The 17,936-nt window shown below is 64.0% G+C and carries 17 protein-coding genes; 8 read left to right on the plus strand and 9 right to left on the minus strand.

Going from position 1 to position 17,936, the window contains the following annotated elements; translation table 11 throughout:
- Positions 1–112: 112 nt before the first annotated feature.
- The 4 genes from NKI63_RS14810 to NKI63_RS14825 are packed head-to-tail and all read right to left on the minus strand — an operon-like array spanning position 113 to position 6,941.
- Positions 113–2,200 carry a hypothetical protein gene (locus tag NKI63_RS14810; protein WP_352508158.1) on the minus strand — a complete coding sequence of 696 codons (2,088 nt, stop codon included), beginning with the start codon at positions 2,198–2,200 and terminating at the stop codon, positions 113–115.
- A gap of 3 nt (positions 2,201–2,203) precedes the next feature.
- Positions 2,204–5,026: a DUF4159 domain-containing protein gene (locus tag NKI63_RS14815; RefSeq protein WP_352751877.1), complete on the minus strand. Its 2,823-nt coding sequence runs from the start codon at positions 5,024–5,026 to the stop codon at positions 2,204–2,206.
- Positions 5,023–5,937: a DUF58 domain-containing protein gene (locus NKI63_RS14820; protein WP_352687913.1), complete on the minus strand. Its 915-nt coding sequence runs from the start codon at positions 5,935–5,937 to the stop codon at positions 5,023–5,025. The genes NKI63_RS14815 and NKI63_RS14820 overlap by 4 nt, the downstream gene beginning before the upstream one ends.
- Entirely contained in the window at positions 5,937–6,941 is a 1,005-nt protein-coding gene (locus NKI63_RS14825) for an AAA family ATPase (RefSeq protein WP_254819166.1), read from the minus strand. Before NKI63_RS14825 ends, NKI63_RS14820 begins: the two co-directional genes overlap by 1 nt.
- A 146-nt stretch (positions 6,942–7,087) precedes the next feature.
- On the opposite strand from NKI63_RS14825, the gene NKI63_RS14830 reads away from it, so the two are divergent.
- Genes NKI63_RS14830 through NKI63_RS14840 form a run of 3 tightly spaced genes read left to right on the plus strand, consistent with a single transcriptional unit; the run spans position 7,088 to position 9,628 of the window.
- The gene (locus NKI63_RS14830; protein WP_352687911.1) at positions 7,088–7,717 is read left to right on the plus strand and encodes a DUF1285 domain-containing protein; all 630 of its coding nucleotides are present in this window, start codon (positions 7,088–7,090) and stop codon (positions 7,715–7,717) included.
- Between the two features lie 13 nt (positions 7,718–7,730).
- The gene (locus tag NKI63_RS14835; protein WP_352687909.1) at positions 7,731–8,363 is read left to right on the plus strand and encodes a CoA pyrophosphatase; all 633 of its coding nucleotides are present in this window, start codon (positions 7,731–7,733) and stop codon (positions 8,361–8,363) included.
- Positions 8,360–9,628: a CCA tRNA nucleotidyltransferase gene (locus NKI63_RS14840; RefSeq protein WP_352822046.1), complete on the plus strand. Its 1,269-nt coding sequence runs from the start codon at positions 8,360–8,362 to the stop codon at positions 9,626–9,628. The genes NKI63_RS14835 and NKI63_RS14840 overlap by 4 nt, the downstream gene beginning before the upstream one ends.
- 3 nt (positions 9,629–9,631) lie before the next feature.
- Here the strand turns inward: NKI63_RS14840 and NKI63_RS14845 are convergent, their stop codons facing one another.
- From NKI63_RS14845 to hemF, 3 genes are all read right to left on the minus strand, one after another.
- On the minus strand, positions 9,632–9,817 hold the full coding sequence (locus NKI63_RS14845; protein WP_023679490.1) for a DUF1059 domain-containing protein: 186 nt from the start codon (positions 9,815–9,817) through the stop codon (positions 9,632–9,634).
- A 268-nt stretch (positions 9,818–10,085) separates the two neighbouring features.
- Positions 10,086–10,346: a DUF1344 domain-containing protein gene (locus NKI63_RS14850; RefSeq protein WP_254819169.1), complete on the minus strand. Its 261-nt coding sequence runs from the start codon at positions 10,344–10,346 to the stop codon at positions 10,086–10,088.
- A gap of 257 nt (positions 10,347–10,603) precedes the next feature.
- The gene (gene hemF / locus NKI63_RS14855) at positions 10,604–11,518 is read right to left on the minus strand and encodes an oxygen-dependent coproporphyrinogen oxidase (RefSeq protein ID WP_352737725.1); all 915 of its coding nucleotides are present in this window, start codon (positions 11,516–11,518) and stop codon (positions 10,604–10,606) included.
- A gap of 104 nt (positions 11,519–11,622) precedes the next feature.
- On the opposite strand from hemF, the gene NKI63_RS14860 reads away from it, so the two are divergent.
- On the plus strand, positions 11,623–11,880 hold the full coding sequence (locus NKI63_RS14860; RefSeq protein ID WP_023679487.1) for a hypothetical protein: 258 nt from the start codon (positions 11,623–11,625) through the stop codon (positions 11,878–11,880).
- Here NKI63_RS14860 and soxR read toward each other — a convergent pair.
- Complete coding sequence (gene soxR, locus NKI63_RS14865) at positions 11,877–12,323, minus strand: redox-sensitive transcriptional activator SoxR (protein WP_352477990.1); 447 nt, start codon at positions 12,321–12,323, stop codon at positions 11,877–11,879. The genes NKI63_RS14860 and soxR overlap by 4 nt on opposite strands.
- A 172-nt stretch (positions 12,324–12,495) precedes the next feature.
- A complete protein-coding gene (locus NKI63_RS14870) occupies positions 12,496–12,954 on the minus strand; it encodes a tRNA (cytidine(34)-2'-O)-methyltransferase (RefSeq protein WP_352822050.1) in 459 nt (152 codons plus the stop codon).
- A 284-nt stretch (positions 12,955–13,238) separates the two neighbouring features.
- On the opposite strand from NKI63_RS14870, the gene NKI63_RS14875 reads away from it, so the two are divergent.
- Genes NKI63_RS14875 through NKI63_RS14890 form a run of 4 tightly spaced genes read left to right on the plus strand, consistent with a single transcriptional unit; the run spans position 13,239 to position 17,910 of the window.
- Entirely contained in the window at positions 13,239–13,781 is a 543-nt protein-coding gene (locus NKI63_RS14875) for a hypothetical protein (RefSeq protein ID WP_352822053.1), read from the plus strand.
- Positions 13,782–13,803: 22 nt separating this feature from the next.
- Positions 13,804–15,693 (plus strand): ABC transporter ATP-binding protein, encoded by a 1,890-nt coding sequence (locus NKI63_RS14880; RefSeq protein ID WP_254819175.1) that lies wholly within the window; start codon positions 13,804–13,806, stop codon positions 15,691–15,693.
- Positions 15,690–17,573, plus strand: coding sequence for an ABC transporter ATP-binding protein (locus tag NKI63_RS14885; RefSeq protein WP_352806503.1), 1,884 nt, complete (start codon positions 15,690–15,692; stop codon positions 17,571–17,573). Before NKI63_RS14880 ends, NKI63_RS14885 begins: the two co-directional genes overlap by 4 nt.
- A 22-nt stretch (positions 17,574–17,595) precedes the next feature.
- Entirely contained in the window at positions 17,596–17,910 is a 315-nt protein-coding gene (locus tag NKI63_RS14890) for a DUF6665 family protein (RefSeq protein WP_023679480.1), read from the plus strand.
- Positions 17,911–17,936 lie beyond the last annotated feature (26 nt).

The following is a 17,936-nucleotide window of genomic DNA, read 5'->3' on the forward strand; positions in this document are numbered from 1 at the left end:
ACAAGGGGGCGGAGCTCACAAAGACGAGCGAAATCCCTGCGATCCCGCCCCATCCAAACATCCCCGGTTACTGCGCAACAGGCCCACAAGGGGAGAAGGAAGGACGGTGCCGCTACCGCCCTTCGCGGTACCACATAGAGCCCATCGCCAAAAGCAGCAGGCCGAGTCCGAGGAAGCCACCGAACAGCGGCACGCGCGAGACGGCCTTGAGCACGCTGTCGTCGGTGGTGCGCAGGCCGATCCAGTCATTGCCGGAAGCCGCTCCCGAGGAGCGGACTGGAACGATCGAGGGCAGCGTGACCATGCTGGTGAGATTGCCAAGTGCCGAGGCCGGCGCCAGCCGGCGAACGCTGCCGCCGGTTGCCTCAGCCGGTGGTTTCAGCCGGTTCTCGGTGGAGACCACATCGGTGAATTCCGGGGCGTTGACCGGCCCGACATGGGCCAATGCCGTCAGGTCGCCATTGCCGACCTGGTAGAGACCGATTTCGCTGGTCTCGACGCTGCCGAGGAAGACACCTGGTTCGGATTTCTCGAGCCTGACGATCAGTGCCTTGCCGGATGGCGTGATGACTTGCGCCGGGCCGGGGTCGTCGCTCATTGTCTGGCGGCGGATTTCCAGCACCATGCCGCGGCCGTCGGCGGTCAGCCGCTCTTCCTCGAGTTCGGGCTCCTTCATCAGCCAGTGGGCGATGCGCCGGTAGAGCTGGACGTGGGGGCCACCGCCCTCGAAGCCGCGCGCCCACAGCCAGCCCTGGTCGGACAGAAGCATGCCGACGCGGCCTTCGCCCTTGCGATCGAGCAGCAGCAGCGGCCGGTTGTCGGCGCCCTTCATCACCACCTCGCCCTCGGGGTTCTCGACCCCGATGGTGCGGAACCAGCGGCTCCAGTGCGGCGGCTCGGTCGCGGAGCCGTCGAGCCCGCGCGTTACCGGATGACGCTGGCCGGTATCGGTGAGGCGCGGATAGAAGGCCTTGTCGATGACCTCGCCGGTCGGCATTGCCGGCAGCGCCGATATCAGCGGCGTGCGGGCGATCGAGCTTTCGCCGGCATATTCGGGGCCTGCCGCGATCAGCAGCGCGCCGCCCTTTTCGACATATTCGGAGATATAGTCGTAATAGAGGATCGGCAGTACGTCGCGGTGCTGATAGCGGTCGAAGATGATCAGGTCGAAATCCTTGATCTTCTCAACAAACAGCTCGCGCGTCGGGAAGGCGATCAGCGACAATTCGTTGATCGGCGTGCCGTCCTGCTTTTCCGGCGGGCGCAGGATGGTGAAGTGCACGAGGTCCACCGAAGCGTCGGATTTCAGCAAATTGCGCCAGGTGCGCTCGCCCGCATGCGGTTCACCGGAAACGAGCAGTACCCGCAGATTTTCGCGAATACCGTCGATCAGCGCGATGGCGCGGTTGTTGGTGTCGGTGAGTTCGCCCGGCTCGTGGTTGATGGCGAGTTCGACAATGTTGCGCCCGGCGCTGGGAATGGTCACCTGCAGCGGCATCGCCTGGCCGATGTTGGCGTGCTCGACCGATACCTGCTCGCCATTGACCGATACGCGGACATCGACCGGGCCGGTGTCGTTGTTGGTGGCGATGACGCGATAGGTCATGTCGAGCGGCTTGCCGACGAGGCCGAAGCGCGGCGCATTCTCGAAGCGAATGCGACGGTCCTTTTCATGCTCGTTGCCGGTAATCAGCGCATGCAGCGGGGCATTGAAGTCGGGTGTGCCGGACGGCGCGTCATGCACCTCGCCATCGGTGATCATGATGGCGCCGCCGATGCGCGATGGCGGCACGTCGCGGAAAGCATTTTCGAGCGAGGAAAACAACCGCGTCTCGGTGCGCTCGTCGGCGGCTTCGGACTTGCCGGCTTCGACGACACGGACGTCGAACTGCTTGAAGCGGCCGAGACGCTGCTGAAGCCCGGCTAACGCCGCGTCGGTCTGCTTGGTGCGGTCGCCGATATCCTGGCTCTGGCTGCGGTCGACGACGACGGCGACGATGCTTTTCAGCGGCTCGCGCTCTTCGTCGAGGAACACCGGATTGAGCAGCGCCGCAGCCAGGGCAATCAGGGCTGCCAGGCGGAAAATCGCACCGCGCTGGCGAAACCAAAGGCCGGCCAGCGCCAGCAGCAGCAGCGGCACCAGGACCACTGCGAGCAGCGGCCAGGTGATGAGCGGTTCGAAGGAGAGCGACCAGTTCATAGTCTACTGCCCCAGCCGTTCGAGCAGCACCGGGACGTGCACCTGATCGGACTTGTAGTTGCCGGTCAGCATGTACATCATGATGTTGACGCCGGCGCGCAGCGCATAGATGCGCTGCATCGGATCCGAAGGCACCGTCGGCAATAGCGGGTCGCCATTCTCGTCGACCGCCCAGGCGCCGGCGAAATCATTCGCGGTGATCATGATTGGCGAAACGCCGTCGCCGGTGCGCACCGGGCGGTTCTCGGTGTTGCTGGCTTCGAGCGATGCCTCGACCCAAAGCGGGCTGCCGGCAAAACGGCCAGGAAACTCCGGAAGAATGTAGAAGGATTTGGTCAGCACGTGGTCCGACGGCACCGGTTCCAGCGGTGGCACGTTGAGGTTGCCGAGGATGTCGCGCAGCCGCTCCGTAGCCGGGCTGGTCGAATCCGCACCAATGCCATTGGCGAACTGGTCACGGGTGTCGAACAAGACCGTTCCGCCCTGCTGCATATAGGCGTCGATGCGGGCGATGGCGGCCTCGCTCGGCATCGGGGCCGAGGGATCGATCGGCCAGTAGATCAGCGGGTAGAAGGACAGTTCGTCCTTCGAGATGTCGACGCCGGCGGGTGCTCCGGGTTCGAGCGCGGTTTTTTCGATAAGAAAGCGGGTCAGCCCTTCGAGCCCGGCGCGGCTGATCGAATCGACACCCGGTTCGCCGGTCAGCACGTAGGCGATCCGGGTCTTTGAAATGTCCCCGATCGCCTCTGTATCTCCCGGTTTGGCGTCGTCGGCACGCGCGACGTCCGCGTGGCCAATCAAGGCGCAGAGCGCAATCAGCAGGACGGCTGCCGTCGCCGCAGCGCCGGCACGGCGCGGCCGGCGCGACAACAGGCCGCCCATCCAGAATACGGCAAGCGTGTCGAGCACCATCAGCACCAGGGCGGCCGTGACAAGCGGACCTTTGAGGTTGCGCTGCTCGTCGAAGGCATACTGGATAGTGGTGACCGGCACCGTGATTTCAGGCCGGGCCAGCGGCGTGAATGCGCTGTCGCCACCGAGCAGATTGTGAGCGAACACTCCCGTCTCCGAGCCGTAGAGGCCGGGCGGGTTTTCCAGCGTCACCGGCAGCGGGCCGGCGCCGGGCACCAGAGGCCTGGCATCCGGCGTCGGCGGCACCAGCGTGCCGTCGGCGGCGATCATGCGATAGGGTGCCAGCGACGTGGCGGCTGCCTCGGCATTGGCGACCGCCGAGCCCTGGTTGCGCGACAATTGCACGATGCGCCGCAGCATCTCGACGAAGCTGCCGGAGATCGGCAGATTGGACCACGTCGCCTCGGGGGTGACGTGGAACAGTACGAGGGTGCCCTTGTCCTTCTTCATCCCGGTCACCAGCGGCGTGCCGTCGGCAAGCGTGGCCCAGGTGCGCTCGACAATGTCGGGCGTCGGCTCGGCCAGCACCTGCCTAGTAACGGTGACCTCGGTTGGCGGCGCGAGGTCGGCGAAGGGACCGGTTTTCGGGAATTCGGTGACCGGCTGCGGCGCCGTCCATGACAGCGCGCCGCCAAGCGATCGCTCGCCGGTGCGCAGCCGGACCGGCAGCAGATCGTCGTCATTGCCGGCAGCGGCCAGCCGCGAACCGGCAAAACGCACCAGTGTGCCGCCCTTGTCGACCCAGTCGACCAGCCTCTGCCGCGCCTGTTCCGGAATGGTGCCGACATCCGCCATGACGATCATCGCCGGTTTCTGGTCGAGCAGTTGCGGAATGGCGTCGGCGAGATCGACGCTCGACGGCTCGACGAGATCGGCGAAGGGCTGCAGGGCGCGGCGGATGTAGTAGAGCGGCGACAGCAGCGGTTGCGCCTGATCGGCCTCGGACTGCGACAGCAACCCGACGCGGCGGCGTTTTGAGCTCTCATCGAGCACGCGGACGGCACCGGCCTGGCGCTCGCCATCGAGCGCGATGTAGGCGAAGTCGTTGCGCAGTTCGAACGGCACCGCCATCGTGCCGGTTGCGGTGGTTCCGCCCGGGGCAAAGGTAAGCGTCGCGTCGGCAATGCGGCGGCCCTTGTCGTCGAACGCGCCGGCCGTCACCTGTGCAGGTGCTGGGTCGCCCGGTGCGCGAATGGCGGTCAGTGCGAAGCCGTCGACCTGGTTGTCGGCGCCGGTCAGGCCGGTCAGCGACAGCCGGTCGGAAACGGCCCAGACAACACGTGCCGCGTTCTTTGACAACAACGTGTCAAAGGCGGCTTCGTCGCCTTGCGCCGCCAAGCCATCGGCGAGCACTGCGACGCTGGCGCCCGGCAGCGAGTTCAGGGCTGATGCGACGCGGGCGTAGACGGCGGGGCGGTCGGTCGGGATCGGCCGCGGCTTTGCCGCGCGCAGCCGGTCGAGCGCGGCAGCGGCATCGAAGGGACCGATCTCGGCATTCGGCTTCTCGGCGGTAAAAGCGATGAGCACCGGCACGCCGTTCGAATTGGCATCGGCGATCAGCCGCTCGGCGGTGGCGACCCGCTTGCCCCAGTCGGCGGCACTTGCCCAGTCATTGTCGATCACCAGCGCCAGGGCGGCGCCCTCGGCCGGCAGCTTTTCGCGCGGGTTGAAGACGGGTTCGGCAAGTGCTGCCACGACAAGCGCGGCCATTAGCAGCCTGAGCAGCGTCAGCCACCAAGGGCTCTGCTGCGGCGTTTCTTCGCGCCTCAACACGCGGGCGAGAATCCTGAGCGGCGGAAACACCTCGGTTTGCGGCCTGGGCGGGGTCAGCCGCAGAAGCCACCAGATCACCGGCAGCGCCAGCAGGCCCCACAGCACCATCGGCGCCCCGAAGGAGAGCGGCAGCCAACTCATGCGCGGGCCCTCCCGGCAAAGCTGCCCTCGGCGGTCATCGCCATATGGATGCGCACCAGCGCCTCGGAGGCAAGGCGATCGGTATGATTGACGGTAAAGCTCCAGCCAAGCCGTTTGCACCAGGCGGCCAGTTCCTGGCGGCGGGCGGCATAAAGCAGGCGATAGCCCTCGCCCAGCATTTCGGCACGGCCGGCGGTCAGCTTGTCGCCGGTCTCAGGATCGGTGAATTCGGTGCGCCCGGCATAGGGGAAGCTTTCCTCGGCCGGATCGGCGACCTCGATCAGGTGTGCGCGCACGCCGTGGCGGGCGAGCACGTCCAGCCAGGCCATGGTGTCCTCGACCGGGTCGAGGAAATCGCTGACGAGGACGATGTCGCAGAAGCGACGAATGCCGGACAGGTCGGGCTTTGCCGGCAGGTCGCCGGCGTGCATCAGTTGCGCCGCGATGCGCTCGGCGCCATTGCGGGCGGTGAACGGGTCGGTCAGGCCGGGCCAGGCAATGCGCTCGCCGCTGCGCGACAAAAGCTCGGCCATGGCCAGCGTCAGCACAAGGGCGCGCGATTCCTTGGAAACGCTGGCTCCGGTCGATTTGTAGAGCATGGAAGGCGAGGGGTCGGCCCACAGCCACACCGTGTGGGCGGCCTCCCATTCACGGTCGCGGACATAGGTGTGGTCGTCGCGGGCGGAACGGCGCCAGTCAATGCGCGAGGAATCGCCTTCGACATAGGGCCGGAACTGCCAGAAGTTCTCGCCGATGCCGCGCTTGCGGCGGCCATGCCAGCCGGCAATTACCGTGTTGACGATGCGGCGCGCCTCGACCAGCAGGTCCGGCACCAGAGAAGCCCGCAACCGGCCTCTGGCGAGCGCATCGCGCGTCGCTGCCGGTACCTGCGCTTCACCGATGCGCGCCATCAAATCCCTTTCGCGAGCTTCGCCACGACGTCGCGAACCGTGGTGCCCTCGGCGCGGGCGGCGAAGGTCAGCGCCATGCGGTGCTGCAGCACCGGCTCGGCCAGTGCGCGGACGTCGTCGACCGACGGCGCCAGCCGGCCGTCATAGAGGGCGCGGGCGCGGGTGCACAGCGTCAGCGCCTGACTGGCGCGCGGGCCTGGGCCCCAGGCGACGTGCTTGTCGGTATCGGCGTTGCCCTGGCCGGGACGCGCAGAGCGCACCAGCTTGAGGATCGCCTCGACGACGCTTTCCGGCACCGGCATGCGGCGGATGAGCGTCTGGATGTCCTTCAGCCGCGCCGGCTGCAGCACGTTTTCAGCCTTGGCATCCTCGATACCGGTGGTTTCCAGCAGGATGCGGCGCTCCGCCTCGATCTCGGGGTAGAGGATGTCGACCTGCATCAGGAAGCGGTCGAGCTGTGCCTCGGGCAGCGGATAGGTGCCTTCCTGCTCCAGCGGGTTCTGTGTCGCCAGAACATGGAACGGTGACGGCAAGTCGTGGCGCACGCCGGCAATGGTGACGTGGTATTCCTGCATCGACTGCAGCAGCGCCGACTGGGTACGCGGTGAGGCGCGGTTGATCTCGTCGGCCATCAGCAGTTGCGCGAAGATCGGCCCGGAAATGAAGCGGAACGAACGCTTGCCGAATTCATCCTGCTCCATCACCTCTGAGCCGAGAATGTCGGACGGCATCAGGTCGGGCGTGAACTGGATACGGCGTGAATCGAGGCCGAGCACGATGCCCAGCGTTTCGACCAGCTTGGTCTTGGCTAGGCCGGGCACGCCGACCAGCAGTGCATGGCCGCCGGCCAGCAATGCGACGAGCGTGCGCTCGACGACGCTTTCCTGGCCGAAGATGACCCGGCCGACGCCGTTGCGAACCCTCGAAATGTCGGCCAGCGCTTTCTCGGCCTGCGCCACCATGTCCTTTTCGCTGATCGGGCTTTCCTTGATCATCACGCTCATGCAGCATCGATCCTTCTGGTTGGAAATACCGCTTGGCACAGTGGGTGCCGCAGAATGCCGCGATTCGGCCTCGCAGGGCGCCTGTCTTTGAATTTAAATCACAGACTTAGGCTGACAAGCGGAACAACAGTGACTATTTCGTGACCATGACGGAAGCCGCAGACAATCGTGAAGAGAGCCTGACGGCCGCGACCGAGGCGCGCGGGCTGCAAGCGCTGGTCTCGCGCGCGACGCGCGCCGGCAAGGGGCCGGCGCCGGTGGAACGCTGGAATCCGGCGTTTTGCGGCGATCTCGACATGGAAATCAAGCAGGACGGCACCTGGTTCTATCTGGGAACGCCGATCGGCCGGATGCCGCTGGTGCAGCTTTTTTCCTCGGTGCTGCGTAAGGACGAGGACGGCAGGACCTACCTGGTGACGCCGGTGGAAAAGGTTGGCATCCGCGTCGCCGATGCGCCCTTCATTGCCGTCGAGATGGACGTGTCTGGCGCGGGCGACGGACAAATCATCACCTTTCGCACCAATGTCGGCGACGTGGTCGAGGCTGGGGTGGGACACCCGCTGCGCTTCGTCGATGAGGACGAGACAGGTGGCCTGAAGCCCTATGTGCTGGTGCGCGGGCGGCTGGAGGCGCTGGTGGCACGGCCGGTGATGTACGAGCTGGTCGAGCACGGCGAAGAGATCGACATCAGTGGCAAGACGATGTTTGCCGTCCGTTCCAAAGGCGAGGTCTATCCAATCATGCCGGCTGAGAAACTGAAACGGCTGAGCGCATGATGGACCGCCTATGATGGATCAGGTGACGCAGTTGGCGTTTTCCGCTGCCGAGTTTCGCCAGCGCGTCGCGGCGCAGCCGCTGGCGCATGCCGGCGACGATTTTGGCGACCACCGCTTCAATCCGGGCCATCCCAGGCTGAAGCTGGCCAAGGCGCTGCGCGATGCCGCCGTTCTGATCCCGGTGGTCGACCATGGCCATGAAGCCACGGTCCTTTTGACCAGGCGGGCGGAGAAGCTGCGCAACCATTCGGGGCAGGTTGCTTTCCCCGGTGGCACCGTCGATCCAACCGATGCGAGCCCGGAAGCGGCGGCGTTGCGCGAGACATTCGAGGAGATAGGTCTCGATAGGGATTACATCGAGATCATCGGCCGTCTGCCGGACTACGTTTCCGGCAGCGGCTATCGCATCGCCCCGGTGCTCGGGATTGTGCGGCCCGGTTTCAGCCTGACGCTGAATTCCGACGAAGTCGATGCTGTCTTCGAGGTGCCGCTGGGTTTTCTGATGGACCCCGCCAACCACACCAGAGACAGTCGCATGTGGAACGACCTCGAATGGTTCTTTTACGAGATGCCCTATGGCGGCCAGCGCATCTGGGGCGTCACTGCGGGCATCATCCGAACGCTCTATGAAAGGCTCTATTCGTGAGCAATCCTGTGTCGATTGCTGGCAAGGCCGGCTGGCTCGGCGAAAGCCACTTGCAGCGCCTGCTCGCCGCGCTCACCGACGGCGGCGAGGAGGCGCGTGTCGCCGGCGGTGCGGTGCGCAACGCGCTCATCGGCCAGCCGGTCGCCGACATCGACATCGCCACCACGACAGTGCCCGAGGAAACCATCCGGCGTGCCGAGGCGGCGGGCTTCAAGACGGTGCCGACCGGCATCAAGCATGGCACGGTCACCGCGGTCGCCCAGGGCAAGGCCTACGAGGTCACCACGCTGCGTGCCGATGTCGAAACCGACGGCCGGCGCGCCAAAGTGTCGTTCGGCCGCGACTGGAAAGCCGACGCTGAGCGGCGCGATTTCACCATCAATGCACTCTATGCGGAAGCCGATGGAACGGTCGTCGATCTGGTCGGCGGTATCGCCGATATCGAGGCGCGGCGGCTGCGCTTCATCGGCGATCCGGAAGCGCGTATCCGCGAGGATTATCTGCGCATCCTGCGTTTCTTCCGTTTCTTCGCCTGGTATGGCGACGGCAGGCCGGATGCCGAAGGGTTAAAGGCTTGCGCCCGGCTGAAGCAGGGGCTCGACCAGCTCTCGGTCGAGCGCGTCTGGTGGGAATTGAAGAAATTGCTGTCGGCGCCGGATCCGTCGCGGGCGCTGCTGTGGATGCGCCAAGCCGGCGTTCTGACCGCCGTTTTGCCGGAAAGCGAGAAATGGGGCATCGATGCCATTCACGGGCTGACGAAGACCGAGAAGGACCTGGCCTGGGCGCCGGACCCGCTGCTCAGGCTGGAAGCCGTCGTGCCGCCGGATGCCGCGCGCATGAAAACGCTTGCCGAGAGATTGAGGCTTTCCGTGAACGAGGCAAGCCGTCTGCGGAATTGGGCGATCACGGCTGCCGTCGATCCGAAAACGACCGAAGGAGAGTTGGCGAAAGGGCTTTATTTTGGCGACCGCCAAGGCTTTGTCGATCGGCTGCGGCTGTTGCTTGCTTCCGCTCGAGCCCGCGCGGTCGAAGACAATGACGCACTGCTCGAAGCCGGTGGCTTCTCGCGCCTGCTTGCCTTCGCCGAAAAATGGCAGAACCCTGTTTTTCCGCTCAAGGGCGCCGATCTGACGACACTTGGCGCGTCACCGGGGCCAAAGCTTGGTGCAACATTGAAGAACCTCGAAAAGGAATGGGTCGAGTCCGGTTTTGCGCTCAACCGCGGCGCGCTGCTCAAGCGCGCCGCAGAGGCACTCGAATCCTGACCGTCACGCTGCGTCGCGGACCTTTTCGATGCGCGAGCGGATCGCCTCGATCATCGTCTCGCGAATCACCGTCTCGCCATGCGTCTCGCGCAGATGCTCGACGGCACGGCGCATGACCTCGGCCTCCTCCTCCGCGCGTGTGTGCCACTCGCAGCCGGGTACGAGCGACCCGCAATGGAATTCCTTCATCGGCTTCTCCTCATCTCCTCCTTGGAGCACCGCGCACTGACACGGAAGCTCCACACCTTTGATTGCGCGATCCGGAAACCGCGTCCGGTATCCGGGCTACATGCTGGCCAGGTTAGCATAACACGATCGAATGGTTTTGGTTGCCTTAGAGTGCCGTGCGTCCAAGCCGACCACGCGGTGATCGGGTTGCGAAAAGGCGGAGCATCGCTGCTCCGCCCTCTTACGCTACCTAGGAGTAAGACCTCGTCTTGCTCCAGCGGGCAGGACATCACTTCACGATCTTGACTGCCTCGGCAATTTTATCCTTGCCGCTCATATCCCACGTGACGCGGACCTTTTCGCCGACCTTCAGGCCAGGATCCTTGAAGGTCTGGGGCAACGTAAAGGTGGCTCCGTTATCCAGAACCAGGCTCATCGCCGTTCCATCAAAGCTTTTGATCGTGCCGGTGGTGTGCTTGGCCGCAGCGAATGCGGCAGTACCAGAGGCGAGAACGGCAGCGGCGGCTGCGGTCATAATAAGCTTGCGCATGGCATGCTCTCCTGGAAAATGCGGGCACCGCTTGGGAAAGGTGCCCCATTCAATCATGGGCCGTCCGGTCACGTCGGGTCGCGGCTCTCGGGAGTAACGAACCGCCGGCGTTTCCCGGCCCGACGCGACAAATAGCCCAATCTTTACAATGGTATATTAGACGAAAAAGATATTTTCTGGCGCGCCTTGCGCCACATTTGCCGTCAAATTCCGGGGATTTGGACCCGATTGCGGCTCACGTCGCGCTCACCGAGATTTTACGGCCATTTCACTTCTGGTGGCAGGCTGGACAGGATCGAGGCGACATTGCCGCCGGTCTTCAGCCCGAAGATGGTGCCGCGATCGTGAAGCAAGTTGAATTCGACATAACGGCCGCGGCGGATGAGCTGCTCGTCACGGTCGCCATCGGTCCAGTTGTCATTGAAGTTGGCGCGCACGAGATGTCCGTAGACGACGAGAAAAGATCGCCCGACGTCCTGGACGAAGTTGAAATCGGCGTCCCAGCCGCCTTTGTCCTCATCCGAATGCAGCCAGTCGAAGAAGATACCGCCGGTACCGCGTGGCTCGTCGCGGTGCGGCAGGTAGAAGTACTCGTCGCACCAGGCTTTGAATTTCACGTAGTCGGCGATCGCCGCGTTCTTCTCGCAGGCAAATTGCATCGCTCTGTGGAAGGCGATCGTGTCGGGGTCGTCCTGGCTGCGGCGGCGGTCGAGCACCGGTGTCAGGTCGGCGCCGCCGCCGAACCACTGGCGTGAGGTGACGACCATGCGCGTGTTCATATGCACGGCCGGCACGTTGGGGTTCCACGGATGGGCGATCAGCGAAATGCCGCTTGCCCAGAAGGACGGGTCCTCTTCGGCGCCCGGCATCTGCTTCCTGAATTCGGGCGAGAACTCGCCATGGACGGTGGAGGTGTGGACGCCAACCTTCTCGAAGACGCGGCCGTGCATCATCGACATGATGCCGCCGCCGCCCTTGCCGGCATCGCGTTGCCACGGCGTCTTTTCGAAGCGGCCGGGCGACCAGCTGGCCTGCGGCCCCCGCAGGTCCTGCTCGATCTGCTCGAAGCTGGCGCAGATGCGCTCACGCAACGTCTCGAACCACAGCCGTGCCTTCGTCTTCTTCTGTTCGATGTCGGCTGGCAGCCCCGCCGGTATTTCGGGTCGTTGCAAATCCTGTCTCCGGTTGCGGGCGTACCCCGACAAATGACTCGTCTTTTCCGGCCGCGATCCCTAATCTCTTAGGTGCAAGGGTCAAGTGTGAATGGAGTTCTTTCGTGCGCACCCCGGCAAGACCGCCGCTGGATGGCCTGAAAAAGAGGCTCGACCGTTCACGCGCCGAGAACGCGCGCATGCCGCGCGACGGTTTCCTGCGCGAGACCTTCGTGCTGCCGCGTTCCGACGCTCGTCTCAAGGCGAAGGAATGGTTCGAGCGCTTTCCCAAGCAGGCCTATTGGACCGAGATCGAGAGCTGGTTCGAGCGGCCGGGCGACGTCATCGAATTCACGATCAGGCGGCTGCCGGCGGCGGATTAACGCTCGATCAGCAAGCGCCTCGCGCCGGGCCCTCGGATGCTCAGCCGGTCGCCCTTATTCCGCAGCGGGCATTTGTCGATCGACATGCAGCCGCAGCCGATACAGTCGGTCAACCCGTCGCGCAGCTTCTTGAGCTGACTAATCTTCTGGTCGAGCTCGTCGCGCCAAGCCGTCGAAAGCAGGTTCCAATCCTCGCGGGTCGGCGTTCGTCCTTCGGGCAGCGATCGAAGGGCTGTGCCGATCTCGGCCAGCGAAATGCCGACCTCCTGCGCTACCTTGATGATCGCCACACGTCGCAGCACGTCGCGGCCGTAACGCCGTTGGTTGCCTGATGTGCGGTGGCTGCGGATCAGCCCGCGCGCTTCGTAGAAATGCAGCGCCGACACCGCCACGCCACTGCGCGTCGCCACTTGGCCGACCGTCAATTCCGTTGCCGCAGCCATCTCCGATTTTTCCGCTTGACCTCAAGCTAAGTTGAGCTTGTAGCGAAGAAGCCTCGAAGATGCAAACGGCAGGAGATGGCGATGGGCGTCTGGATTTAGAATGACCGGAGAGGACGCAGTGTTGCGTGAGGACGATGCCTTGGTCGCTGCGGCCGGCGATCGCGTACACGTCCTAGCGAAGCTGCCGGATCGCCTCGCCCGCCACCATCGCAACGGAAAGCGCGACGTTGATGCTGCGCGCTCCGGGCTGCATCGGGATGGTCAGGCACGCATCCACCGCCTCGTGGACGGCATCCGGCACGCCTGCGGATTCGCGGCCGAACAGGAGAATGTCGTCGCCGGCAAAGGCGAAATCCGTGTAGGCGGCAGCTGCTTTGGTCGACAGCAGCACCAGCCGCCGCTTGGCAAGCTTGCGCCAGTCCTCGAAGGCGTGCCAGTCGACATGCCGGGTGAGCGCCGCCATTTCGAGGTAGTCCATGCCGGCCCGTTTCAGCGCCCGGTGACCGAGCGGGAAGCCTGCCGGTTCGATGATGTCGACGCCGAGACCGAGGCAAGCGGCGAAGCGCAGGATTGTCCCGGTGTTGCCGGCGATATCAGGCTGGTAGAGCGCGATGCGGAGACGGTCGTTCATTTCCGCGTCTTTCTAATAAGTGGCAGATCAGCCACAGAGCTCTCGCGGTTTTGGAAATTCCTGGACTGGCGGGTGGTCATTTTCTGCGAAGTCGGTTATACGGCCAGCATTGTCAACCCGAACCGATGGAGGGGTAATTCATGATGGCCATGCACATCCACCACCTCTCTCGTGGGCTTACCAGCCCGACGGCGGTTTCGGTACGACGATTCTCCTGACCTTCTAGACTTCTAATCGCACCGATTCCCGCCGAAACCTTTTTCGGCCTTTGAAGGAATCCTGCGATGTTTTTCAAGCTGTGGAAGGGGCTGAACGCCCCGCCTGAACACAATTCGAGCGATGTCACCTTTGCCGCACCGCGCATGCCCGCGGCCTGGGTTGGCTCACCCTTCTATCTGCATCTTCAAGTGGAGGACGGACCGATGTTCGATCCCTGTAGAATACCCGGCTCAAGAAGCCTGCACGAGCGCAAGACTGCGACCTGGGCACTTTTGATCGGCGAGACCCACTCGTCGGCGGTTCACGCCGAGACCCGCCGGCGTCCGCATCGCGGCATGCTGCCGGACATCGATTTCTCGCGCGCCGTTCCGGACTATAGCCGGCCGTCGTTGGTGCGCCGGATCATCAGGCTGATCCGGCCTGGTGCAAAAACCGGCGCGAAAATCCGGATTGTCAAAACGTCGTCAGCATTGTCAAGCGAGACTGTCGGCGAAAGGCCCGCGACAACCTATATAGCGCGAAGCAGGGCCGGCGAGGCGGACGATACCGTATCGCCGGTTCTTGACGCCATGCGGTCTGGGCACCTCGTCCGTTCGCGTGCCGCGTGAGCGGGAAATTGTGAGCATCACTATGTTTAGCTGGTTTGAAAAAAGGCTCGATCCGTTCCCTGCCAAGGAGCCGGTCGAGCCGCCGCGGACACTGATCGCCTTCTGCGTGCATTACACGCGCGGCGCATGGCCCTACATCGCTCTCGATGCGGTACTGGTGACGGCCATCGCCCTTGCCGAGGTGTGGATGTTCGGCTTCATGGGCCGGATCGTCGACTGGCTGTCCGGACAGAATCGCGAGACGTTCCTGCAGACCGAAGGCTTGAAGCTGGCCGGCATGGCCTTCATCGTGGTTTTCGCGCTGCCGGCAACCGTCTGGTTCCATTCGCTGCTCAACCAGCAGACGCTGATGGGTAATTATCCGATGCGTATCCGCTGGCAGGTGCATCGGTACCTGCTCAAGCAGTCGATGAGCTTCTATCAGGACGAGTTTGCCGGGCGCATCGCGACCAAGCTGATGCAGACAGCGCTCGCCGTGCGCGAGTGCGTCATCAAGCTCATCGATGTGCTCAATTATATCGTCGTCTATTTTCTCGGCATGCTGTTCATTGTCGGCTCGGCAGACTGGCGGCTGGCTGCGCCGCTTGCCGTCTGGCTTGCCGGCTATGTCCTGCTGTTGCGCTATTTCATCCCGCGGCTGGGCAAGGTCGGCGAGGAGCAGGCCAATGCGCGCTCGACCATGACTGGCCGTGTCGTCGACAGCTATTCCAATATTCAGACGGTCAAGCTGTTCTCGCATGCGCGGCGCGAGGCATCCTTCGCCAAGGACGGTATGGCCGGCTTTCTCGACACCGTTTACCGATCGATGCGGTTGGTGACGCAACTCTACGGCCTGCTCTACGTCCTGAATTCGCTGCTGTTGTTTTCGGTCGCCTCGATCTCGCTATGGCTGTGGCTCGGCCAAGCCGTGACGATCGGCGCTGTCGCCCTGGTCATCGGCCTCGTGCTGCGGCTCTGGGGCATGTCGCAATGGATCATGTGGGAGATGTCCACGCTGTTCGAGAATATCGGCACGGTGCAGGACGGCATCGCCTCGATCTCGCTGCCGCGCCTCGTCGAAGACCGGCCTGGCGCCAAGGATATTGCCGTGACCAAGGGCGAGATCCGTTTTGAGGACATCCGCTTCCACTACGGCAAGCAGAAGGGTGTGATCGAAAGCCTGTCGCTGACGGTGAAGCCGGGCGAGAAGGTCGGCATTGTCGGTCGTTCGGGTGCCGGCAAGTCGACGCTGGTCAATCTTCTGTTGCGCTTCTACGACCTCGAAAGCGGCAAGGTCCTGATCGACGGCCAGGACATTGCGGCAGTGACGCAGGACTCGCTGCGCGCCCAGATTGGCATGGTCACGCAGGACACCTCGCTGCTGCATCGCTCGGTACGCGAGAACATCCTCTATGGCAGGCCGGACGCCAGCAACGAGATGCTGATCGAGGCGGCGCGGCGCGCCGAGGCGCTGGATTTCATTGCCGGCTTGTCGGACTCGAACGGCCGTAAGGGTTTCGACGCGCATGTCGGCGATCGCGGCGTCAAATTGTCCGGCGGCCAGCGGCAACGCATCGCCATAGCCCGTGTCATGCTGAAGGACGCGCCGATCCTCATTCTCGACGAGGCGACCTCTGCCCTCGATTCCGAGGCCGAGGCGGCCATCCAGGAGAATCTCTACAGACTGATGCAAGGCAAGACCGTCATCGCCATTGCGCACCGGCTGTCGACGATCGCGGCCATGGACCGGCTCGTGGTCATGGACAAGGGCCGAGTCATCGAGGAAGGTTCGCATGAGGAACTCGTTGCCAAAGGCGGGCTCTACGCCCAGCTCTGGCAACGTCAGTCGGGCGGATTCCTGCTCGACGACGGCCCTTCTTCCAACGATGCAGCCGCCAACGATGCAATCGCCAAGGGTGAAGCCGCCGAATGATGACTGCCATCTACCGCTGGTTCGAGAACTGGGTCTATCCATTCCGGGAGCCAGCGGACCTTCGGCCACCTGCTGGCGTCAGGGGTTTCCTCTGGCATTATGTCGGGCAGGCGAAGATCGCCTTCTTCGCCATGCTGGTGATCGGCGGCATCGCGCCGCTGGTCGAAGCCGGACTGTTCTATTTCGTCGGGCGGCTGGTCGACATCCTCGACCAGCTTCCCGGCGAACGCAGCTGGCACGCGCTGTGGACTGCCGCCGGCCCGGAGCTTGTCTTCATGATCGCGGTGGTGCTGGTCATCCGCACCATTGTCGTCGGCCTGTCGGCCCTGGTCGACGAGCAGACGATCACGCCGGGTTTCTATAATCTGGTGCGCTGGCAGGCGCATCGCCATGTCTCGCGCCAATCCTACGCCTTCTTTCAGAACGACTTTGCCGGGCGTATCGCGACCAAGGTCTGGCAGGCGGGACAGGCGACCGGCGATCTGATGGAAAGCTTCATCGAGGTCGTCTGGTTCATGGTCGTCTATACGGTGACGACGCTGGCGCTGGTCGCCGGGCTCGATCTCCGGCTGGCGGTGCTGGTGGTGATCTGGATTACCGCCTTCGGCTTGCTGGCCAGGCGCTATTTGCCGGCAATCCGCAAACATGCCGAAGCGACCGCCGAAGCCGGCTCGATGATCACCGGCCGCCTTGTCGATTCCTATTCGAACGTGCAGACGCTGAAACTGTTCTCGGCCGATGGCGACGACCATTACATCAGGAACGGCTTCGACATCTATCTCGACGCGCTGCGCCCGTTCACCCGCCGGCTGACAGGCGTGCGCATGGCGCTGACGATGCTGTCGGGCATCATGATCACGGCGATCGCCTGCTTTGCCGTTTATCTCTGGGTCGAGGGTTCGATCACAGTCGGCGCCGTGGCCTTCACGCTGTCTTTGGTGCTGCGGCTGAACATGCTGCTCGGCCGGCTGATGATGCAGCTCAACGGCATCTTGCGTAACCTCGGCGTGCTGGAGAACTCCAAGGCGCTGATCTCACAGCCGCTCGGCCTGACCGATGCGCCGGACGCGAAAGAGCTTGTCGTCGGCGGCGGGCGCATCGATGTCAGCAATGTCGAGTTCCACTACGGCAAGGGGTCCGGCGTGCTCAACGGCATCGACCTCGTCGTGCGGCCGGGCGAAAAGGTCGGCCTGGTCGGCCCGTCCGGCGCCGGCAAGACAACCTTGGTCAATCTGATCCTGCGCCTCTACGACCTCGAGAGCGGCAAGATCACCATTGACGGGCAGGACGTCTCCACGGTCACGCAGAATTCGCTGCGCGCCAATATCGGCGTCGTCAGCCAGGATACGGCACTTTTCCACCGCTCGCTGCGCGACAACATCAAGCTCGGCATGCCGGAAGCGACCGACGCCGAGGTGGTCGCGGCAGCGAAGAAGGCCGAGGCGCACGAGTTCATCCTCGGTCTGCGCGACAATCGCGATCGTATCGGCTACGAGGCCTATGTCGGCGAGCGCGGCGTCAAGCTCTCCGGCGGCCAGCGCCAGCGCGTGGCGATCGCCCGCGTCTTCCTCAAGGATGCACCGATCCTGGTGCTCGACGAAGCGACCTCGGCGCTCGATTCCGACATCGAGGCGGCGATCCAGGAAAATCTGGCAAGGCTGATGGAAGGCAAGACGGTCATCGCCATCGCGCATCGGCTGTCGACCATTGCGGCACTCGACCGGCTTGTGGTGCTCGACGAGGGCCGCATCGTCGAGCAAGGCACGCATGACGAGCTGGTCGGGCTCGACGGGCTCTATGCCAGGCTGTGGAAGCGGCAGTCCGGCGGCTTCCTGTTCAACGAGGAGAGCGCGCTGGCCGAGACCCGGCCGGCGGAGTAGTTTCTAAAAACCGGAGTAGACCATGGCGGTGAGAATGCCATCGAATTTCGGACGGTCCGGCGCGCAGGAGAGCGCGTTGGACCTGCTTGGCCATGAAATCCTCGGCGAGAAGGCGGCCGCGCTCGGCCGCGCCGGCCGGCGCGTCGAGGAAACATTGACGAGGCTGCGCGAGAATTGCGACAGTGTCGACCGTGCCCGGCTGCTCAGGGATGCAGCCGAAGCAGTGCACGGGTATTTCATCCAGCGTGAACTCTGCGGCCTGCGCAAGCACGACGCGGTGATCCGGGAATACAATATTCCCAAGGCCGTGCTGGCCAGGCTCGGCGCCAGCGCATGATCCGAACCGGAACTGGTTTGGAAAGT

Origin of the sequence: Mesorhizobium sp. M0410, assembly GCF_040321435.1 — a bacterium.
In the GTDB taxonomy this organism is placed as follows: Bacteria; Pseudomonadota; Alphaproteobacteria; order Rhizobiales; family Rhizobiaceae; genus Mesorhizobium.